This is a genomic window from Micromonospora sp. WMMD998 (assembly GCF_029581235.1).
In the GTDB taxonomy this organism is placed as follows: Bacteria; Actinomycetota; Actinomycetes; order Mycobacteriales; family Micromonosporaceae; genus Micromonospora.
The window spans coordinates 3270906-3287646 of record NZ_CP120740.1; the positions used below are offsets into that span (position 1 = coordinate 3270906).

Consider the following 16741-nt stretch of genomic DNA (forward strand, 5'->3'; position numbering starts at 1 on the left):
GGTGGTCTAACAGTCATGCGAGTTTCTGTCAGTTGGCTGCGGGAGTACGTGGACCTCCCCGCCGACCTGCCCCTCGGCGACCTGGAGCAGGCGCTCGTCGACCTCGGCATCGAGGTCGAGTCGATCGTGGACCTGCGGGCGACCGTCACCGGTCCGCTTGTCGTGGGCGAGGTCCTCCAGATCGAGGAGCTGACCGGTTTCAAGAAGCCGATCCGCTTCTGCCGGGTGGACGTGGGCGCCGCGAACGGCACCGGCGAGCCACAGGAGATCGTCTGCGGGGCGCGCAACTTCGCCCCGGGCGACAAGGTCGTGGTGATCCTCCCGGGCGGCGTGCTGCCGGGCGACTTCGCCATCGGCGCGCGCAAGACGTACGGGCGCAACTCCCACGGGATGATCTGCTCGGCGAAGGAGTTGGGCCTGGGCGACGACCACTCGGGCATCATCGTGCTGCCCGCGGACGTGAAGGCCCAGCCCGGCGACGACGCGCGGCCGGTCGTCGGCCTCGACGACGTCGTGGTCGAGATGGAGATCACCCCGGACCGGGGGTACGCGCTGAGCGTGCGCGGCATCGCCCGGGAGCTGTCGCACGCGCTCGGCGTGCCGTTCCGTGACCCGGCCGACGCGCCGGCCACCGGCGGGACCGCCGAGCCGGCGTACCCGGTGGAGGTCCGGGACACGGTCGGCTGCGACCGGTTCGCCGCCCGGATGGTGCGTGGCGTGGACCCGACCGTCGCCACGCCCGAGTGGATGCGGCAGCGGCTCACCGCGGCCGGCGTCCGCAGCATCTCGCTGCCGGTCGACCTCACCAACTACCTGATGCTCGAACTCGGCCAGCCGATGCACGCCTTCGACGCCGACCGGATCGCCGGGCCGCTCGTGGTGCGCCGCGCCGAGCCGGGGGAGAAGCTGACCACGCTCGACGGGGTGAGCCGCGCGCTCGCGCCGGAGGACATGGTCATCTGCGACGACAGTGGACCGGTCTCGCTGGCCGCGGTGATGGGCGGCGAGACGAGCGAGGTGCTCGCCTCCACCACGAACGTGCTGTTCGAGGCGGCGCACTGGGACCCGGCCATGGTCGGCCGCACCGCCCGCCGGCACAAGCTGTTCAGCGAGGCCGCGAAGCGCTGGGAGCGGGGCGTCGACCCGGCGCTGCCGCTGGTCGCGCTGGAGAAGGCGGTCCGGCTGCTCACCGACCTGGCCGGCGGCACGGCCGGCGCGGAGGTGCTCGACCTCGATCACGTCCGCCCGCCGGCACCGGTCACGCTGCCGGTGGACCTGCCGTCGCGCCGGATCGGCGTGCCCTACCCGGCCGACCGGGTGGTGGAGCTGCTGGAGCAGGTCGGGTGCGTGGTCACCCGGGGCGGCGACCGGCTCGGCGAGGACCCGGGCGCGGCCGGGGTGGCCGCCGACGGCGCCGGCGAGGTGCTGACCGTGACGCCGCCGAGCTGGCGGCCCGACCTGACCGACCCGGCCGACCTGGTGGAGGAGGTGGTCCGCCTCGACGGGTACGACCGGGTGCCGTCGGTGCTGCCCACCGCACGCCCCGGCCGCGGTCTCACCCCGCAGCAGCAGCGCCGCCGCGCGGTGGCCCGCTCGCTCGCCGAGCGGGGCTGGGTCGAGGTGCTGGCGCAGCCGTTCGTCGCGCCGGAGCTGGCCGACCAGCTCGGCCTGCCGGCCGACGACCCGCGCCGGCCCGCGGTGCGGGTGGCGAACCCGCTGTCCGAGGAGGAGCCGCTGCTGCGCACCACGCTGCTCGGCCCGTTGCTCGGCATCGTCCGGCGCAACGTCGGCCGGGGCCAGCGGGACGTCGCGATCTACGAGATCGGCGCGGTCTTCCACCCGCGTCCGGGCGTCGGCGCCCCACCGGCCATGGGGGTGGACCGGCGGCCCACCGACGAGGAGTTCGCCGCCGCCGACGCGGTGGTGCCGGCGCAGCCGCGACACGTCGCGGTGGCGCTGTGCGGCGAGATCGAGCCGGCCGGCTGGTGGGGCGCGGGCCGCGCGGCAAGCTGGGCGGACGCCGTCGAGGCGGGCCGGGCGGTGCTCGACGCCGCCGGCATCCCCGCCGACCGGGTCACCGTGCGGGCCGGCGAGCGCGCGCCGTGGCATCCGGGCCGCTGCGCCGAGCTGCTCGTCGACGACGTCGTCGTCGGGCACGCCGGCGAACTGCACCCGGCCGTGGTGGCGGCGCTGGAGCTGCCCCGGCGCACCAGCGCCATGGAGCTGGACCTGGACGCGCTGCCGTCCGCGCCGCTGCCGGCCGGGCCGGCCGTCTCCACGTTCCCGCCGGCCCTGATCGACGTGGCGCTCGTGGTCGACGAGGCGGTGCCGGCGGCCGAGGTGCAGCGGGCCCTGGTCGAGGGGGCCGGCGCGTTGCTGGAGGACGTCCGGCTCTTCGACGTCTACGCCTCGGAGCAGCTCGGCGCGGGACGGAAGTCGCTCGCGTACAAGCTGACGTTCCGGGCGCCCGACCGGACGCTCGCCGGCGAGGAGGCGGTGGCCGCCCGGGACGCGGCGGTCGCCCGCGCCGCGGAACGCGTGGGGGCCACCCTCCGCGGGAGCTGAGGTGTAAGGAGGGGCCCCCGCTTAACGCATTCGGTAGAGGCGGGGGCCCTTCTTAACACCGTCAGATCCAGCCGCGGAGAGCCGCTTCCACGCCGGCCTGGAAGCGGCTGTCGGCGTCCAGCCGTTTCATCAGGTCGGCGACCGTGCGGCGCACGGTGCGCTCGGACATGCCGAGCTGGCGGCCGATCGCCTCGTCGGTGCGTCCACAGCGCAGCAGCCGCAGGATGGCGCTCGCCTGCTCGGTCAGCCCGTCGGTGGTGCCGGCGGCCGGCCGGGACAACGGGACGCTCTTCTCCCACAGCAGGTCGAACAGCAGGCAGAGCGCGGAGACCAGGCGGGCGCTGCGGATTTCCACCGCGCCTCGCTGGGCCCGGGAGGCACTCGGCAGGAGTGCGATTCTGCGATCCACGAGCGTCATTCGCATCGGCGCACCGGGCATCACCCGACTCTCCTCCCCGTATTCGGCCATGGCCTCCGCGTAGGCGCAGGACGCCGGATCCTTCAGCAGGGTTTCCTGGTAGATGTGACGAATCGTCACTCCGCGAGCCAGTGCCATCCGGCTCAAGGCTCCGCCGGTTTCCCTGATCTGGGGCGGAATCGCCCGACCCACGGTCAGCATCATGACGCTCTCGGCGACGGTGCGGGCGTGTTCGGAGAGCCGGTCGCGAACTTCGTCGATCCCCTTGAGGCGGACGATTTCCTCCCGTTCGCGATGGCCGTCCCGGCTTGCCGCACGGGCCAGCACCGAAGCGCGGGTCGCCTGGATCCCGGCCTGCTCGGCGACGGTCCGCTGCTCCGCCTGGTCCAGCAGGGCGAGCAGGCCGAGCTGCGGGCTCACCGCGCGCAGCTCACCCGGCCGGCTCGACGAGGGCAGGATCATCGCGCGGTCGGCCAGTGCGGCGAGCGCATCGTGGACGGCCGTCTCCGGCATGTCGAGACCCCTGATGAGGTCGTCGACGTCCCACGTCGGATTGTCCAGCATGGCCCAGTAGACGGCTTCGTCGGCCGCCGACAGTCCCAACCTTTCGAGCACGTTCTCCTCCCCCCGGACTTGATCATCAGAATAAGCGAAAGGCGACCGCGGACTAGATAACGGATTGATGTACCTGGCGATAAAACTAGTGACAGTCGCCAATTGGACATGTGTCTCCACGGGGAGCGAAACAGAATATGCCGGGTTTATGCACCGGTGCGCGCGGCGGAACCGGCCACGGCCGGTTCCGCCGGCACCGAAGGGCGTGACGGAATCCGGTGGCAGGCACCACCCTCGATGCCACACCCGCAAACGGCGGGCCGATGCGAAAGGGGGGCGGGCGATGCGGACACGCCGACGATCGGCGGCACCGAGGCGCGCACCAGGGCGGTCCGGCTCAGCGGAGGCTTGCCGTGCTGCTCACCCGGCTCGTGCTGCGGCCCCCGGACGATGACTGCGGCCTGTCCGCCGGTGAGCTGACGGACCTGCTGTGGCTCAACGCGGCGGTGGCTGACGGCATCCGCCACATCCACGCTCGCGCGATCGCCGGGCGGCTGACCGTCGCGGTCTTCACGGTCGCCTCCGAACAGGCGATCTCCGACTACATCGTGCAGCGCGTCTGTGAACGCGCGATTCGGCGGGTGCCGGCGCTGCGTGGCTGGACGGTCACCTGACCGGTGTCCGTCCGAGGAAGAGGGAGGATCACCATGGAATCACACGTGGCGAGCCTGCCCGCGCGTCGTGACCCGGCGCTGGCGGCGCCCACGCCGACCGCCGCCTTCCGCGTACTCGGCCCGCTGACGCTCACCACCGGCGCCGACGCGCTCGTGCTTCCGCCGTCGAAGGTGACCTGCCTGCTGGCGGCGCTGTTGCTGCATCCCGACGAGGTGGTGTCGGTCGCCACGCTGCAACAGGCGATCTGGGGTGACGATCCGCCCGTCTCGGCCCGGGCCGCGTTGCAGACCTGCGCCCTGCGACTGCGCCAACTGTTCCAGCGGCACGGCCTGACCGCGAACGTGATCCGGACCGTGCCCGGCGGCTACCGGATCACCGCCGGCCCGCAGACCGTCGACCTGATGCGGTTCCGCGAGCTGGCCGGCCGGACCCGCGCCGAACCGGAGCCGGAGACCGAGCTGGCGACGCTTGAGGAGGCGCTCGCCCTGTGGAGCGGACCGATGCTGGCGAACGTCCCGTCGGAGGCGCTTCACCGGGACGTCGTGCCCCGGGTGGGTGAGGAGCGCGTCCGGGTCATCGAACGGCTCTGCGATCTCAAGATCGGGCTGGGTCGGGACCGGTCGGTGCTCGTCGACCTCTGGTCGGCGACCCGCGTCTACCCGGCGAACGAGCGCTTCGCCGCGAAGCTCGTCGAGGTGCTGTACCGCACCGGGCGGCAGGCCGACGCGCTCGCCGAGCTGCGCCGGATCAAGGAGCACCTCGGCACCGAGCTGGGCGTCGGCCCCGGCGCCGGGCTGCAACGGTTGGAGCTGGCCATCCTGCGCGGCGAAGCGCCGACGCCGGTGCTAGTGGCGACGCCCCGAACCGCGCCGGCGGCGCCCGTCCGACCGCCGGCCGCCGGTTTCGTCGGCCGGGCGGCGCTCTGCCGCGCCCTCGCCGACCGGCTGCGCGGCGGCACCCGCATCGTGGTGCTCAGCGGACTGCCGGGTGTCGGCAAGACCGCGCTCGCCCAGCACGTCGCCGGCCTCGTCGCCGACGACTTCCCCGGTGGCGTGTGGCCCGTCGATCCCGATGCCACCGACGCCGCGTCACCGCCCCCCGCGCCCGCCGGTCGTCGCCTGCTGCTGGCCGACGACGTCACCGACGCGACGCTGGCCCGGCGGCTGCCGACGCTGTTGTCCCCGGGCGATGTCCTGCTGTTGACCAGCCGGCCGAGCCTCTCCGCCCTGGTCGCCCGGCTCGGCGGGTGGCTGCACCGGGTCGAGCCGCTCGACCGGGAAGAGGCCCTGGACCTGCTCGGGGTGGCCCTCGGACCGGATCGGGTACGGGCCGAGCCGCGGGCCGCGGCGGACCTCGCCGCACTCTGCGAACACCTGCCGCTGGCGCTCCGGATCGCCGCCACCCGCGTCCTGCTGCGCGCCCGGATGACGCTCGACGAGGCCGTCGAGTGGCTGCGGGTCGACCCGATCGGGCGACTGAGCCTGCCCGGCGACCCGGAGATGTCCCTCGCCGGTCGGCTCGACGGGGCGCTGGGCCGGCTCGGCGACGCGCTCGTCGACGCCTTCCTCCGGCTGGCCACCGGAGCGCCGGAGACGATCACCGTCCCGGGCGCCGCCGACCTGCTCGGCGTGGACCGGGCCCACGCCCGCGAACTGCTGGACGACCTCGTCGACCAGAGCCTGATGGAAGAGGCCGCGGACCAGTACCGGATCCGCGGCCTGCTGCGGCGGCACGCGCACGGCGTCGCCGGCCGACGACCGACCCCCGATCGAGTGAAGGGAACCCTCGGATGAGCACTGCCTACGAGACGGTGGCTCAGACCCGGCCGCGGATGCGACACGACGTGCTGTTCACCCGCACCGACGACGGAGTGCTGTTCCACAACGCCAGTAGCGGCTTCCGGCTGTCCTCGGGCGCGGCCTACCGGCTGGCGGCGCTGCTCGTGCCGCACCTGAACGGGCACAACCGGGTCGCCGACATCTGCCGGCCGCTGCCCGCACCGCAGCGCGCCATGATCGGCGAGCTGGTCGGCGCGCTCTACGCGCGCGGTTTCGCCCGGGACGTCCCGGCCGAGGAGGATCCGGAGGCGATCCTCGGCTCCGCCGTGGCCGGCGGGTTCGCCAGCCAGATCGCCTACGTCGACCACTACACCGACCGGCCGGCCCACCGCTTCGCCGCCTTCCGCGACACCCGGGTGGCGGTGCTCGGCACCGGTCCCGTCGCCCGGGCCTGCGCCTCCGCCCTGCTCCGCAACGGCGCCGCCGGGGTGACGGTGGCGGCCGGGAACGCGCGCGGCCTCGCCGCCGAGGTGGACGCGCTGACCGCGGCGGGGTGCCCGGCCACGGTCGACGAACTGCCCGACGCCGACGTGGGCTGGGCCGACCTCGACGCGGACCTCGTCGTGGTGGCGGCCGGTGACCGCGCGCCCCACGACACGCTGCGGTTGCTCGCGGCGGGCATCCCGGCCGGCCGGCTGCTCCTGCCGGCGTGGGTCTGCGGGGAGCGGATGCTCGTCGGCCCGGTGCAGGGGCCTGGGCGCCGGGGCTGCTGGTGCTGTGCGATGAACCGGCTGACCGACAACGACGACACCGGCGCGGCGGGGCCGGTGTGGCGGGCCGCCGCCCTGCCCGCCGGGACCGGGCCGGCCGCCGCCGAGCCGGACGGGCCGTTGGCCGCCATGGTCGGCAACCTGCTGGCGTACGAGGTCTTCCGGCTCACGACCGGCGCGTTGCCGGCGGAGACCGACGGCGCGGTGATCGTCCAGCACCTGGCCTCGCTCGACGTGCTGACCGAGCCGTTGCTGACCCACCCCGGGTGTGCCTTCTGCCCACCGGAGCCGCCGGAGTCGGCCGAGCCGTCCGAGGCGGAGCTGGCGCTTGACGAACCGCCCGTCGAGGAGGACGAGTCGGCGCGGGCCGAAGCGGCCGTGGCGCAACTCGTCGTGCACCAGCCGCTGCTCCAGCCGCACCTGGGCGTGTTCCGGCGCTACGACGACGAGCGCTGGGACCAGAGCCCGATCAAGATCGGCGCGGTCGACCTCACCGATCCACGTGGCCGCCGCCGTACCGTCCACGCCTTCGACGTGCACCACGTCGCCGCCGCGCGGCTGCGGGCGCTGCGGGTCGCCGCGGTGACCGTCACCGGCCAGGCGGCCGTCCGCCGGCCGCCTGCTGCCGACGCGCCCCGGCTCGACGCCGCCCGGCTCGGCCTGGACTCCGGTTGGGGCGAGCCCGCCGCGGGTGACTGGGCGGCGGCGCGTTCGCTGCTCACCGGCGCGGCGGCGGCGGTGCCGGCCGCGGTGCTGGAGCCGTTCGGGGCGGCCAACCGCGCCCGCGGCGCGGAACCGACCCGGGCCGGCGGGGGCGCCGGCGGCGACCTGGCCGAGGCGGTGCGGTCCGGGCTGGCCTCGGCGCTGGCGTACCGCGCGCTGCGCGCGGTCGTCGAGGGCCGGGCCGCCGCGCGGCAGGTACGCCTGGAGAGCCACGGAGCGGATCCGGAACTGCTCTTCCTGACCAAGTCGGCGGCGAATCTCGGGATCGCGGTGGAACTGCTCGACCTCACCGGGGCGCCGGAGGCCGGGCTGAGCGTGCTGCTGGCCCGCTACCTCGACCAGACGGCCGGCCGGTGGCGGTACGCCGTGGCCGGCGACCCGGTCCACACGGTCGCCGCCCGCGCGGCGCTGCGGGACGTTCTCGGCCAGGCCGCGTTGCACGCGCAGGATCCGGTGGCGACGCCGGACACCGGCGACCCGCTGCTGGAGGAGTTCGACGCGGGCACCCTCACGGTGGGGGACACGGCGCCCGCCACCGGGACCGCCCACCGCTGGTCGCAGGTGCGGGAGCGGCTGCGGGAGCGGGGACACGACGTGCTCGTGGCGTCGGTCGGCGGTGCGGACCTGGCCGCCGGCGGCCTGGTCGCGGTCAAGGTGCTGCTGACCACGGGGGACGGCCGGTGAGCCACGTCGCCGCGACCGACGACCTGGTCTGCGCCGGCCTGGCGCGGCTGCTCGCCGAGCGCGGCTGCGCCGTCGAGGTGGTCGCGCTCGGCGTACGGGACGAGTTGGCCGCGCCGGCCCGACCGGCCGGTGGGCCCCGGGTGTTCGTCTACGGGCACCTGGTCCTGCTCGGCCCGGTGGCGTCGGCGGGCGCCTGCGGGACCTGCCTGGCCCGGCGTTGGCAGGCGGTGCGGCACCGCGACCTGCGGGACGCGGTCGAGTTGGGCGGCGACACGCGGGCGGCCGGTCCGTGGCCGTACGCGATCCCGCTCGTCGCGGACTTCCTGGCCGCCCTGATCACGGCGCACCACGGCGGCGCCCCGGCCGAGGTGCGTCAGGTCGACCTGCACACCCTGCGGGTGCACCGGGTTCCGGTGGTGGCGGACCCGGAGTGCCCGGCCTGCGGCGGCACCGTCGCGGACGCGCGGGACCTCGCCCCGATCGAGCTGACGCCCACGCCCAAGAGCGACCCGCACGGCTTCCGCGGACGGGACCTCGACGCCTACCCCCTGGACGTGGCGGCCTTCGCCAACCCGGTGTGCGGAGCGCTCGGCTCGACCCTGTGGCAGGACCTGACCTCGCTGTCGACCGCACCGGCGATCGGCTCGTTCACCCTGCGCAGCGGCCCCTACCTGCGGGAGACGCTCTACGGTGGGCACGCCGACGGCTACCGGCGCAGCGCCCGCATCGCGGTGCTGGAGGGGTTGGAGCGCGCCGCCGGGCTGCGGCCCCGGCGTAAGCGCACGGTGGTCACCGGCAGCCTGCGGGAGTTGGGCGGCGACGCCCTCGACCCGCGCGAGTGCGGGCTCTACCCGGACGTCTTCTACCAGGCCAACCCGTACGTGCACCGCTTCGACCCGGACCGGCCGATCACCTGGGTCTGGGGCTGGTCGCTGCGCGACCAGCGGCCGGTCCTGGTCCCCGAGGTCCTGGTCTACTACCACGCGGCGAGCGTGGAGGAACGCTTCGTCCAGGAGACCTCGAACGGGTGCGCGTCGGGCGGGTCGCTCGTGGAGGCCGTCTACCACGGCCTGATGGAGGCGATCGAGCGGGACGCGTTCCTGCTGGCCTGGTACGGCGGCCGGGCCCTGCCGGAGATCGACCCGGCCACCGTCGACCGACCGCAGACCCGCATGATGATCGATCGGCTGGCCATGTACGGCTACCGGGCGCGGTTCTTCGACGCCCGGATGACCTTCGACATCCCGGTGGTGACCGCGGTCGCCGTACGGGAGGACGGCGGCCTCGGCGCGCTCGCGTTCGGCGGCGGCGCGAGCCTCGACCCGCAGGCCGCCATCACCGCGGCGCTGTGCGAGATCGCCACCGACTCGGTGATGGTGCGGCTGCGCGCCGCCGCCGACGAGCCGCGACTGCGGACCATGGTGACCGACTTCTCCCAGGTGCGCGGCCTGCACGACCATCCGTTGCTGTACGGGCTGCCGGAGATGGCGCGGCACGCCGCGTTCCTGCTGGAGGGCGGATCCCGGCCGGCCGCGATGGCCGAGCTGTACGGGCCGGACCGTCCGGCCCCGCCCGTCTCCGCCGACCTGCGGGACGACCTGGAGTACTGCCTCAAGACGGTCACCGGGCACGGGTTCGACGTGATCGCCGTCGACCAGACCACCCCCGAGCAGCACGAGCTGGGCCTGGCCACGGCGAGCGTGCTGGTGCCCGGCCTGCTGCCGATCGACTTCGGCTGGATGCGCCAGCGCGCGCCGCACGCGCCCCGGCTGCGTACCGCCTTCCGGGTCGCCGGCCTCCTCGACCGCGACCTGCGCGACGACGAGATCCACTCCGTTCCCCACCCGTTCCCGTGAGGTGCCGCCATGACGTCTGAACCCGCCGGCTACGCCGCCGCGTACGCCACGGCGATCCTGCGCCGGGGCCGGGAGCCCATGCCCCCGGCCGACTTCACCCCGAACTGGGCGGACGCTCCCCGCCGGGGCAAGTACTATCCGGACGCGGTCGCCTTCCCGCTGCCGGCCCCGCCGCCGGCGGACGTCGCGCTGGACACGGCGCTGCGCCGGGGCGACGACGCCGACGAGCCGTTCACCACCGGACTGCTCGGTGGCATGCTGCGCGACTCCTACGGGCTGCTCGGCCGGCGGCTGGGCGTCCAGGCCAACACCGACCTGGCCGCGCTTCCCTCGTACGCGCACGCCAACTGGCACCGGGGCACCGCCTCCGGCGGCGGTCTCTATCCGTGCAGCGTCTACTGGATCGCCGGGCCGGGCGCGGGGGTCCTCCCGGGCGTCTACTACTACGCCCACGCCCGGCAGGCCATGCAGCGGCTGCTGGCCGGCGACGTCACCGACCGGCTCAACGCGGCGCTCGGCCGGCCCGAACCGGCCACCCAGTTCCTGGTGATCGGCGTCAAGTTCTGGCAGAACGCCTTCAAGTACAACAACTTCTCCTACCACGCGGTGTCGATGGACGTGGGCACCCTGCTGCAGACCTGGCGGTTGTGGGCGGGCGGCCAGGGCCGGCGCATCCGCCCGGTCCTCTGGTTCGACCAGGCCGCCGTCGCCGACCTGCTCGGCCTCGACCCGGACGCGGAGGCGCTCTTCGCCGTCGTGCCCCTCACCTGGGCGGGCGCGGACCGCGCCGAGACCGTCGCCGGGACGCCGCCGGACAGCGCCGAGACCGCCGCCGGGACGCCGCCGGATAGTGCCGAGACCGTCGCCGGGACGCCGCCGGACAGCGCCGGGGCCGTCGCCGGGACGCCGCCGGGCCCGGTCCGGGTCCGGCACGCCGACCGGGACCGCTCCCGTACCCGACTCGAGTTCGACCTCCTGCGACGCATCAACCGCAGCACCGCCGCCGCGGTGCGACGGCCGCCGGTCGGCGCGCTCGCCGGCGCCGGCGCGCATCCGGCGCCCACCCGCGCCGGGCGTGTTCCGTTGCCTCCCGGCGAGCCGATGGACATGCCCGTCGGTACGGCTCTGGCGCGTCGCCGCAGCAGCTTCGGGCGGTTCCTGGCCCGCCGGCCGGTCACCCCCGGACAGCTCGCCGCGCTCCTGCGCGCGACCGCCGCGACCCGGGTGCCGAGCGAGATCGACGGCCCGTCGGACCGGCCGCTGGCCAAGCTCTACGCCTTCGTCAACCACGTCGACGGCGTGCCCGCCGGCGGCTACGAGTACGACCCGGTCGACCACGCCCTGGTCCCGGCCACCGCCGGGCCGCCGGGCGAGTTCCTGCAACGCAACTACTTCCTGGCCAACTACAACCTGGAGCAGGCCGCGGTCGTCCTGGTGCCGACCGTCCGGACGCACGCGGTGCTCGACGCCACCGGCGACCGCGGCTACAACCTGGTGAACGCCACCGTCGGGGCGATCTCCCAGACCTTCTACACGGTGGCCGCCGCGCTGCGCCTCGGCGCCGGGGTGGCGCTGGGCTTCGACAGCGTCTCCTACGTGGAGGAACTGGCGCTCGCCGACACCGGCGAGTTTCCGCTGCTGATCATGTTGGCCGGTCACGACCGCCCGCAGCTCGGCGACTACCGCTACGAGCTGTCATGACGGCGACCGTACCCGCGCCGAGCGCGCCGCCGGCCACCTCGACCGGCGGCTGGCGGACGGGTGCCTGGTTCACCGCGCGGATCGCCGGGCTGCCGCTGTCCACGGTCGACGGTCTACGGTGCCCGCGCGCGACCGACTGGGCCGAGTCGGTGTTGGCGCTGCGGCGGCGGCTCGCCGCCGACGGCGTCCGGGCCGGCGAGCTGGTGCACGACCTGATCCGGGGCAACGAGGACGAGGACGCCCGGCGCCGGCTGCTGGCCCTGCGCCGGCAGATCCACAACAACGTGCTGCCCGCCGACCCGGAGCCGGCGCTCGCCGAGGCCGAGCGGATCCGGCCGTCGTCCGGGCCGGAGCTGCGGCGGTGGCTGGCCGCGCGGACCCGGCTGGCCCGGCTGGAGGAGGAGGGCGCGGCCGTGTTCGCCGCAGACGTCGCCCGGTCCCGCCGGCGACTGTGGGAGCTGGCCGACGAGCCCCGGCTGCGTGGTGGGCTCCAACTCGCCTCACCCACCCTCGACCGGCAGCTCGCCACCGGCGCCCGCCCGGATCCGGACCGGCCGGCGAACAAGCGCGCCCGTCGCGTCGAGCGCTCGCTGCTGTCCTACCTGTACCGCACCGCCTGCAAGACCAGCCCGTTCAGCACGTTCACCGGCGTCGCCCTCGGCCGGTTCGACGACGACGCGGAGGGCCTCGGCGTGACCGTCGGGCCGCGGTGGCAGCCACACGTCCGGCTCAACGTCGTGCTGGTGAGCCGGATCGCCGACCTGATCAGCGTCGATCCGGTGCGGCGTGGCGACCTGCCGGTGGCGCTGAGCCCGGGCTGGCGGCGTGACGCCGAGCGGATCCGCTACGTGCGGCACTGGGTGACCGCCGGCGACGACCGTGCCGCGGTCAGCTTCGACTCGGTCCGGGACGGGCTGTTCTTCCTCCGCCGCAGCGGCGTCCTCGACGAGTTGACCGCGCTGTTGCGGCAGCGCGGGACGATCCGCGGGACGGAACTGGTGGACCGGCTGTGCGAGCGGACCGGGGCGGACCGCGGCGACGGGCAGGCGTACCTGTCCACCCTGCTGCGGCTCGGCATGCTGCGCCTGCCCGGGCTGGACGTCGACGTGCACCGCCCCGACCCGGTCCGGGCGCTGGCCGGCGCGTTGTCCGGCCTGGACCGTCCCTGGGCGCTGCGGACCGCCCACGACCTCACCGCGATCGCCGAGCTTGTCGACGCCTACCGGGACGGGGACCTGGCCCGGCGCCGGGCGGTGGCGGAGGAGTTGCGGGCGGCGGTGCGGGCGACCATGGTGGCCCTCGGTGAGCCGGAGCCGGCCCTGCCGCAGACGCTGCTCTACGAGGACAGCCGGATCGACGGCGGCCCCGTCCCGGTGAGCGCGCCCGCCTGGCGGCGACTGACCGGCGGGGACGACCTGACCGGCGGGGACGACCTGACCGGCGGGGGCGGGCTGGCCGCGGTGGAGCGGGTGCTGCCCGCCTTCGACCAGAACCTGCCGCACCGGATCATGTTCCACGGCTTCTTCCTGGCCCGCTTCGGCGTCGGGGGCCGCTGCGACGACCTGCTGCGTCTGGTCGAGGACTTCCATGACGACCTCTACGACCAGTACTCCTCCTACGTCGCCGGGCGTCGGTCGTTCGCCGAGGACGGCAGCTACACGCCGGAGGAGAACTGGCTGGGCCGGCCCGAGATGACCGCGCTGGACGCCGCCCGGCAGACCTTCGCCGACCGGTTGCGGCGGGTGGCCGAGGCGGACGCCGGGCAGGCCGAGCTGCGGCTGCCGGAGGCGATCTTCGACGAGGTGGGCGACCTGCTCGGCGGCGTCACCGGCGGGTTCCGCCCGCAGGGGCACTTCGTGCAGGTGGCGCTGCGCGACCCGGAGCCGCTGCTGGTGCTCAACCAGTCCTTCGGCGGGCTGTCCTTCCCGTTCAGCCGGTTCACCCACTGCTTCGCCGGTGACACGCCGAGCCTCGCCGAGCGGCTGCGCGAGCAGGCCCGTGCGGTCGCCCCGCCGGGCGCGGTCTTCGCCGAGCTGACCGGCGGCGCGGCCACCACCAACCTGAACCTGCACGACCGGCTCACCGACCACGTCATCGTGTGCCCGGGGGAGACCAGCGACGTCGCGCCCCGGCGGCAGCTCACCCTCGACGACCTGCACCTGGTGCACGACCCCGGCACCGACCGGGTGGTGCTGCGGTCCACCCGCCTCGACTGCGAGGTGATCCCCGTCTACCTCGGCTATCTGGTGCCGATGGCGCTGCCGCAGATCCCGCGTACCCTGCTGCTGCTCTCGCCGGCGTCGATGGTGCGTCTGGACCCGTGGCGTGGCGTGCCCGCCGGGCCGGCGGTCGACGGGGTGACGACCCGCCCCCGGTTGCGGGTCGGCAGTGTGGTGTTCAGCCGCCGTAGCTGGTCGGTGCTCGCCGGCGACCTGCCGGACACCGACGACCCGGGCGCCAGCGCCGACGCCTTCCTGCGCTGGCGCCGGTGGCGGGCCGAGCACGACGTGCCGGCACGGGTCTTCGCCACCGTCTACCCGGCCGCCGCGGACCGGGCCGGGCCCAACCCGAAACCGCAGTACGTCGATTTCGACAGCCCGCTGTCGCTTCAGGCGCTGCGGGCCTCGCTCGGCGCTCCCGACGACCGGATCGTGCTGCGCGAGATGCTGCCGGCGGCGGACGAGTTGGCGGCCCGTGGCGACCACGGCGGCCACGTCTGCGAGCTGGCCGTGGAAACCTTCCACACCGAACCTGGGGGGACCCGATGACCGTGCCAGCCGCCGTACCCACCGACCCCGGCGTCGCCGCCGACCCGCGCGGCCGATGGCTGGCGCTGCACGTGTTCTACGCCGCCAACCCGCAGCCGCTGCTCGTGGAGTGCGTGGCCCCGCTGATCCGGGAGCTGACCGAGCGGGACCTGCTCGCCGGGCACTTCTTCATCAACTACTGGCTGGAGGGGCCGCACGTGCGCCTGCGCCTGCGCCCCCGTACCCCGTCGGACGAGCCGGAGGTGCGGGCGCGGGCCGAGGCGGCGATCGGCCGGTTCCTCGCCACCCGCCCCGCGCTGTACGCGATGGGCACCGGCTACCTGCGCGAGCTGTACGACATCCTGTTCGCCCTGGAGTTCCCGGCCGGGCGGCCGGCGGAGCTCGTCGACGCGAACGGGCAGATGCTGTTGCAGCCCAACAACTCCGTCAGTTACCGGCCCTACGAGCCGGAGTACGGCAAGTACGGCGGGCCGGACGGCATCGAGGTCGCCGAGTGGCACTTCCGGCACTCCAGCGACCTCGTGCTGCGGGCCGTCGCGTCGATGAACCTGCATCTGCGGCCGGTGCTGCTGGGCACCGCCGCCCAGTTGATGACGGTGCTGGCCGGGACGTTCCTGCCCGACCGGGCGGAGCTTGTCGACTTCCTCGACCGCTACCACCACTTCTGGCACCGCGCGTTCGCCGGCACCGAGCTGATCGGCGCCGAGGAGTACCGCCGGATGTACGACGGGGTCGCGCCGGAGCTGGGGCCACGGGTCGAACGGATCCTCGACCTGGTGGCGCGCGGGGAGGTCCAGCGACTGCCCGGGTTCCTGCGCGGCTGGGCCGAGCACGCCGTCGAGCTGCGGGAGCGGGTGCTCGGGCTGGCCGCGTCCGGCCGGCTGACCCTGCGCTCGTGGGGCGACGGCGGGGACCGGGTGGTCACCGACCCGGGGGAGGCGCTGGCCGCGCTGCTCTCGCCGTACCTGCACATGACGAACAACCGGCTGCACGCCACCATCCGCGACGAGGCGTACCTGTCCTACCTGCTCGCCCGGGTGCTGCGGGAGCCGGCGGTGGCGGCATGACCGGTCCGGCTCTGCTCGGCAAGCGTCCCCGGCTCCGCGACGACCTGCTCTTCTCCCGACCCCTGCACCGCGGTCCGGCCACCGTCCACCTGGTCAAGGACCGCCGCAGCGGCCGGGCGTTCGAGCTGTCCGGCAAGGAACGGTTCCTGGTCGGCCGGCTCGACGGGGTCCGCTCCCTGGGCGAGGTCGGCGCGGAGTACGCCGCCGCGTACGGCCGCCGGCTCGGCGACGACCACTGGGCGCGGCTGCTGTGGCTGCTGCACCAGCGGGACCTGCTCGCCGGCGGGGCCACCGAGCCGCCGGTCGTCCCGGCGACGCGGCACGACTCGGTCGACAGGTGGGCCCGGCGGCTGCGACAGGTGCTGCGGCCCGGTCCGGTCGCCGTGCTGGGCGTGCTGGTGGCCGCCCTGCTGGCGGCCGTCGCGTGGCACGCCGGCCCACTCTGGCAGGCGGCCCGCCCGGCGTTCACCGACCCGCTCAGCCTGCTCCTGCTCGGGCTGCTCGCCTGGGCGGGGGCGGCCACGCACGAGTTCGCCCACGCGCTGGCGGCGGTCCGGCTCGGCGCGACCGTCGAGCGGATCAACCTGGTCACGCTCACCTGCCGGATCGAGGACTACGCCTTCCTGGCGAGACGGCGGGACCAACTGCTGATCGCCGCCGCCGGCGGGTTGGCCAACGGGCTGGTGCTGCTGCTCGTCGGCGCGGCGCTCGCCGTCGTGCCGGGCGCGTTCGCCGATCGGCTGTTCAGCGCGTACGTGCTTGTCGCCGCCGCGCAGACCCTGGTCAACTTCGTCCCGATCCCGCCGTTGGACGGCTACAAGATGGTCAGCCACCTGCTGGACACACTGGACCTGGCGCCGGAGAGCCGCCGCTACCTCGCCACCGCCCCGCTCCGGTTGTCCCGTCGCGGCGGCGCGCGTTACCCGAGGCCGGTCGCGATCCGCCTCGGCCTGTACGGCGTCTGGTGGTTTTTCGTCGCGGTCGGGACAGCCGCCGGCGTGGTCTACTTCGTCGGCGCGCTCCTGACGCCCGCACTGGGCGCGCTCGGTCATGTCCTGCCCGCCGCGGTCGTCGGCCTGACGATCGCCGGCTGGGCGGCCCGGCCCCGACGGGCCCGACCCTCGGATCGGTCGTCCCCGCCGCACCAGCAGCACATCGAAGCCCACCAGCGAAAGGTATGA

Annotated in this window: 10 protein-coding genes; 9 read left to right on the forward strand and 1 reads right to left on the reverse strand. The window is 74.8% G+C overall.

The window, feature by feature from the left end; genetic code table 11:
* Positions 1-15 precede the first annotated feature (15 nt).
* Positions 16-2565, forward strand: coding sequence for a phenylalanine--tRNA ligase subunit beta (gene pheT / locus O7619_RS15275; RefSeq protein ID WP_282288586.1), 2550 nt, complete (start codon positions 16-18; stop codon positions 2563-2565).
* Positions 2566-2626: 61 nt separating this feature from the next.
* Here pheT and O7619_RS15280 read toward each other — a convergent pair whose 3' ends face one another.
* Entirely contained in the window at positions 2627-3598 is a 972-nt protein-coding gene (locus tag O7619_RS15280; protein ID WP_282288589.1) for a helix-turn-helix domain-containing protein, read from the reverse strand.
* 353 nt (positions 3599-3951) lie between these two features.
* Between O7619_RS15280 and O7619_RS15285 the strand changes: the two genes are divergently transcribed.
* From O7619_RS15285 to O7619_RS15320, 8 genes are read left to right on the forward strand one after another with little or no spacing between them, the layout of a single operon-like run.
* Complete coding sequence (locus tag O7619_RS15285) at positions 3952-4212, forward strand: hypothetical protein (RefSeq protein ID WP_282288591.1); 261 nt, start codon at positions 3952-3954, stop codon at positions 4210-4212.
* A gap of 33 nt (positions 4213-4245) precedes the next feature.
* Positions 4246-6006 carry a BTAD domain-containing putative transcriptional regulator gene (locus O7619_RS15290; RefSeq protein WP_282288593.1) on the forward strand — a complete coding sequence of 587 codons (1761 nt, stop codon included), beginning with the start codon at positions 4246-4248 and terminating at the stop codon, positions 6004-6006.
* The gene (locus O7619_RS15295; protein ID WP_282288595.1) at positions 6003-8168 is read left to right on the forward strand and encodes a TOMM precursor leader peptide-binding protein; all 2166 of its coding nucleotides are present in this window, start codon (positions 6003-6005) and stop codon (positions 8166-8168) included. Before O7619_RS15290 ends, O7619_RS15295 begins: the two co-directional genes overlap by 4 nt.
* The gene (locus O7619_RS15300; RefSeq protein ID WP_282288596.1) at positions 8165-10024 is read left to right on the forward strand and encodes a TOMM precursor leader peptide-binding protein; all 1860 of its coding nucleotides are present in this window, start codon (positions 8165-8167) and stop codon (positions 10022-10024) included. Before O7619_RS15295 ends, O7619_RS15300 begins: the two co-directional genes overlap by 4 nt.
* A 9-nt stretch (positions 10025-10033) precedes the next feature.
* A complete protein-coding gene (locus O7619_RS15305; protein ID WP_282288597.1) occupies positions 10034-11725 on the forward strand; it encodes a nitroreductase family protein in 1692 nt (563 codons plus the stop codon).
* Complete coding sequence (locus O7619_RS15310) at positions 11722-14493, forward strand: lantibiotic dehydratase (RefSeq protein WP_282288599.1); 2772 nt, start codon at positions 11722-11724, stop codon at positions 14491-14493. The genes O7619_RS15305 and O7619_RS15310 overlap by 4 nt, the downstream gene beginning before the upstream one ends.
* Complete coding sequence (locus tag O7619_RS15315; RefSeq protein ID WP_282288601.1) at positions 14490-15560, forward strand: lantibiotic dehydratase C-terminal domain-containing protein; 1071 nt, start codon at positions 14490-14492, stop codon at positions 15558-15560. The genes O7619_RS15310 and O7619_RS15315 overlap by 4 nt, the downstream gene beginning before the upstream one ends.
* On the forward strand, positions 15557-16741 hold the full coding sequence (locus O7619_RS15320) for a M50 family metallopeptidase (RefSeq protein ID WP_282288603.1): 1185 nt from the start codon (positions 15557-15559) through the stop codon (positions 16739-16741). Before O7619_RS15315 ends, O7619_RS15320 begins: the two co-directional genes overlap by 4 nt.

What these genes read in the sequence shown, in the direction of transcription:
- pheT (WP_282288586.1), top strand. Translation starts at nt 16, where the DNA reads ATGCGAGTTTCTGTCAGTTGGCTGCGGGAGTACGTGGACCTCCCCGCC.
- O7619_RS15290 (WP_282288593.1), top strand. Translation starts at nt 4,246, where the DNA reads ATGGAATCACACGTGGCGAGCCTGCCCGCGCGTCGTGACCCGGCGCTG.
- O7619_RS15305 (WP_282288597.1), top strand. Translation starts at nt 10,034, where the DNA reads ATGACGTCTGAACCCGCCGGCTACGCCGCCGCGTACGCCACGGCGATC.
- O7619_RS15315 (WP_282288601.1), top strand. Translation starts at nt 14,490, where the DNA reads ATGACCGTGCCAGCCGCCGTACCCACCGACCCCGGCGTCGCCGCCGAC.
- O7619_RS15310 (WP_282288599.1), top strand. Translation starts at nt 11,722, where the DNA reads ATGACGGCGACCGTACCCGCGCCGAGCGCGCCGCCGGCCACCTCGACC.
- O7619_RS15320 (WP_282288603.1), top strand. Translation starts at nt 15,557, where the DNA reads ATGACCGGTCCGGCTCTGCTCGGCAAGCGTCCCCGGCTCCGCGACGAC.
- O7619_RS15295 (WP_282288595.1), top strand. Translation starts at nt 6,003, where the DNA reads ATGAGCACTGCCTACGAGACGGTGGCTCAGACCCGGCCGCGGATGCGA.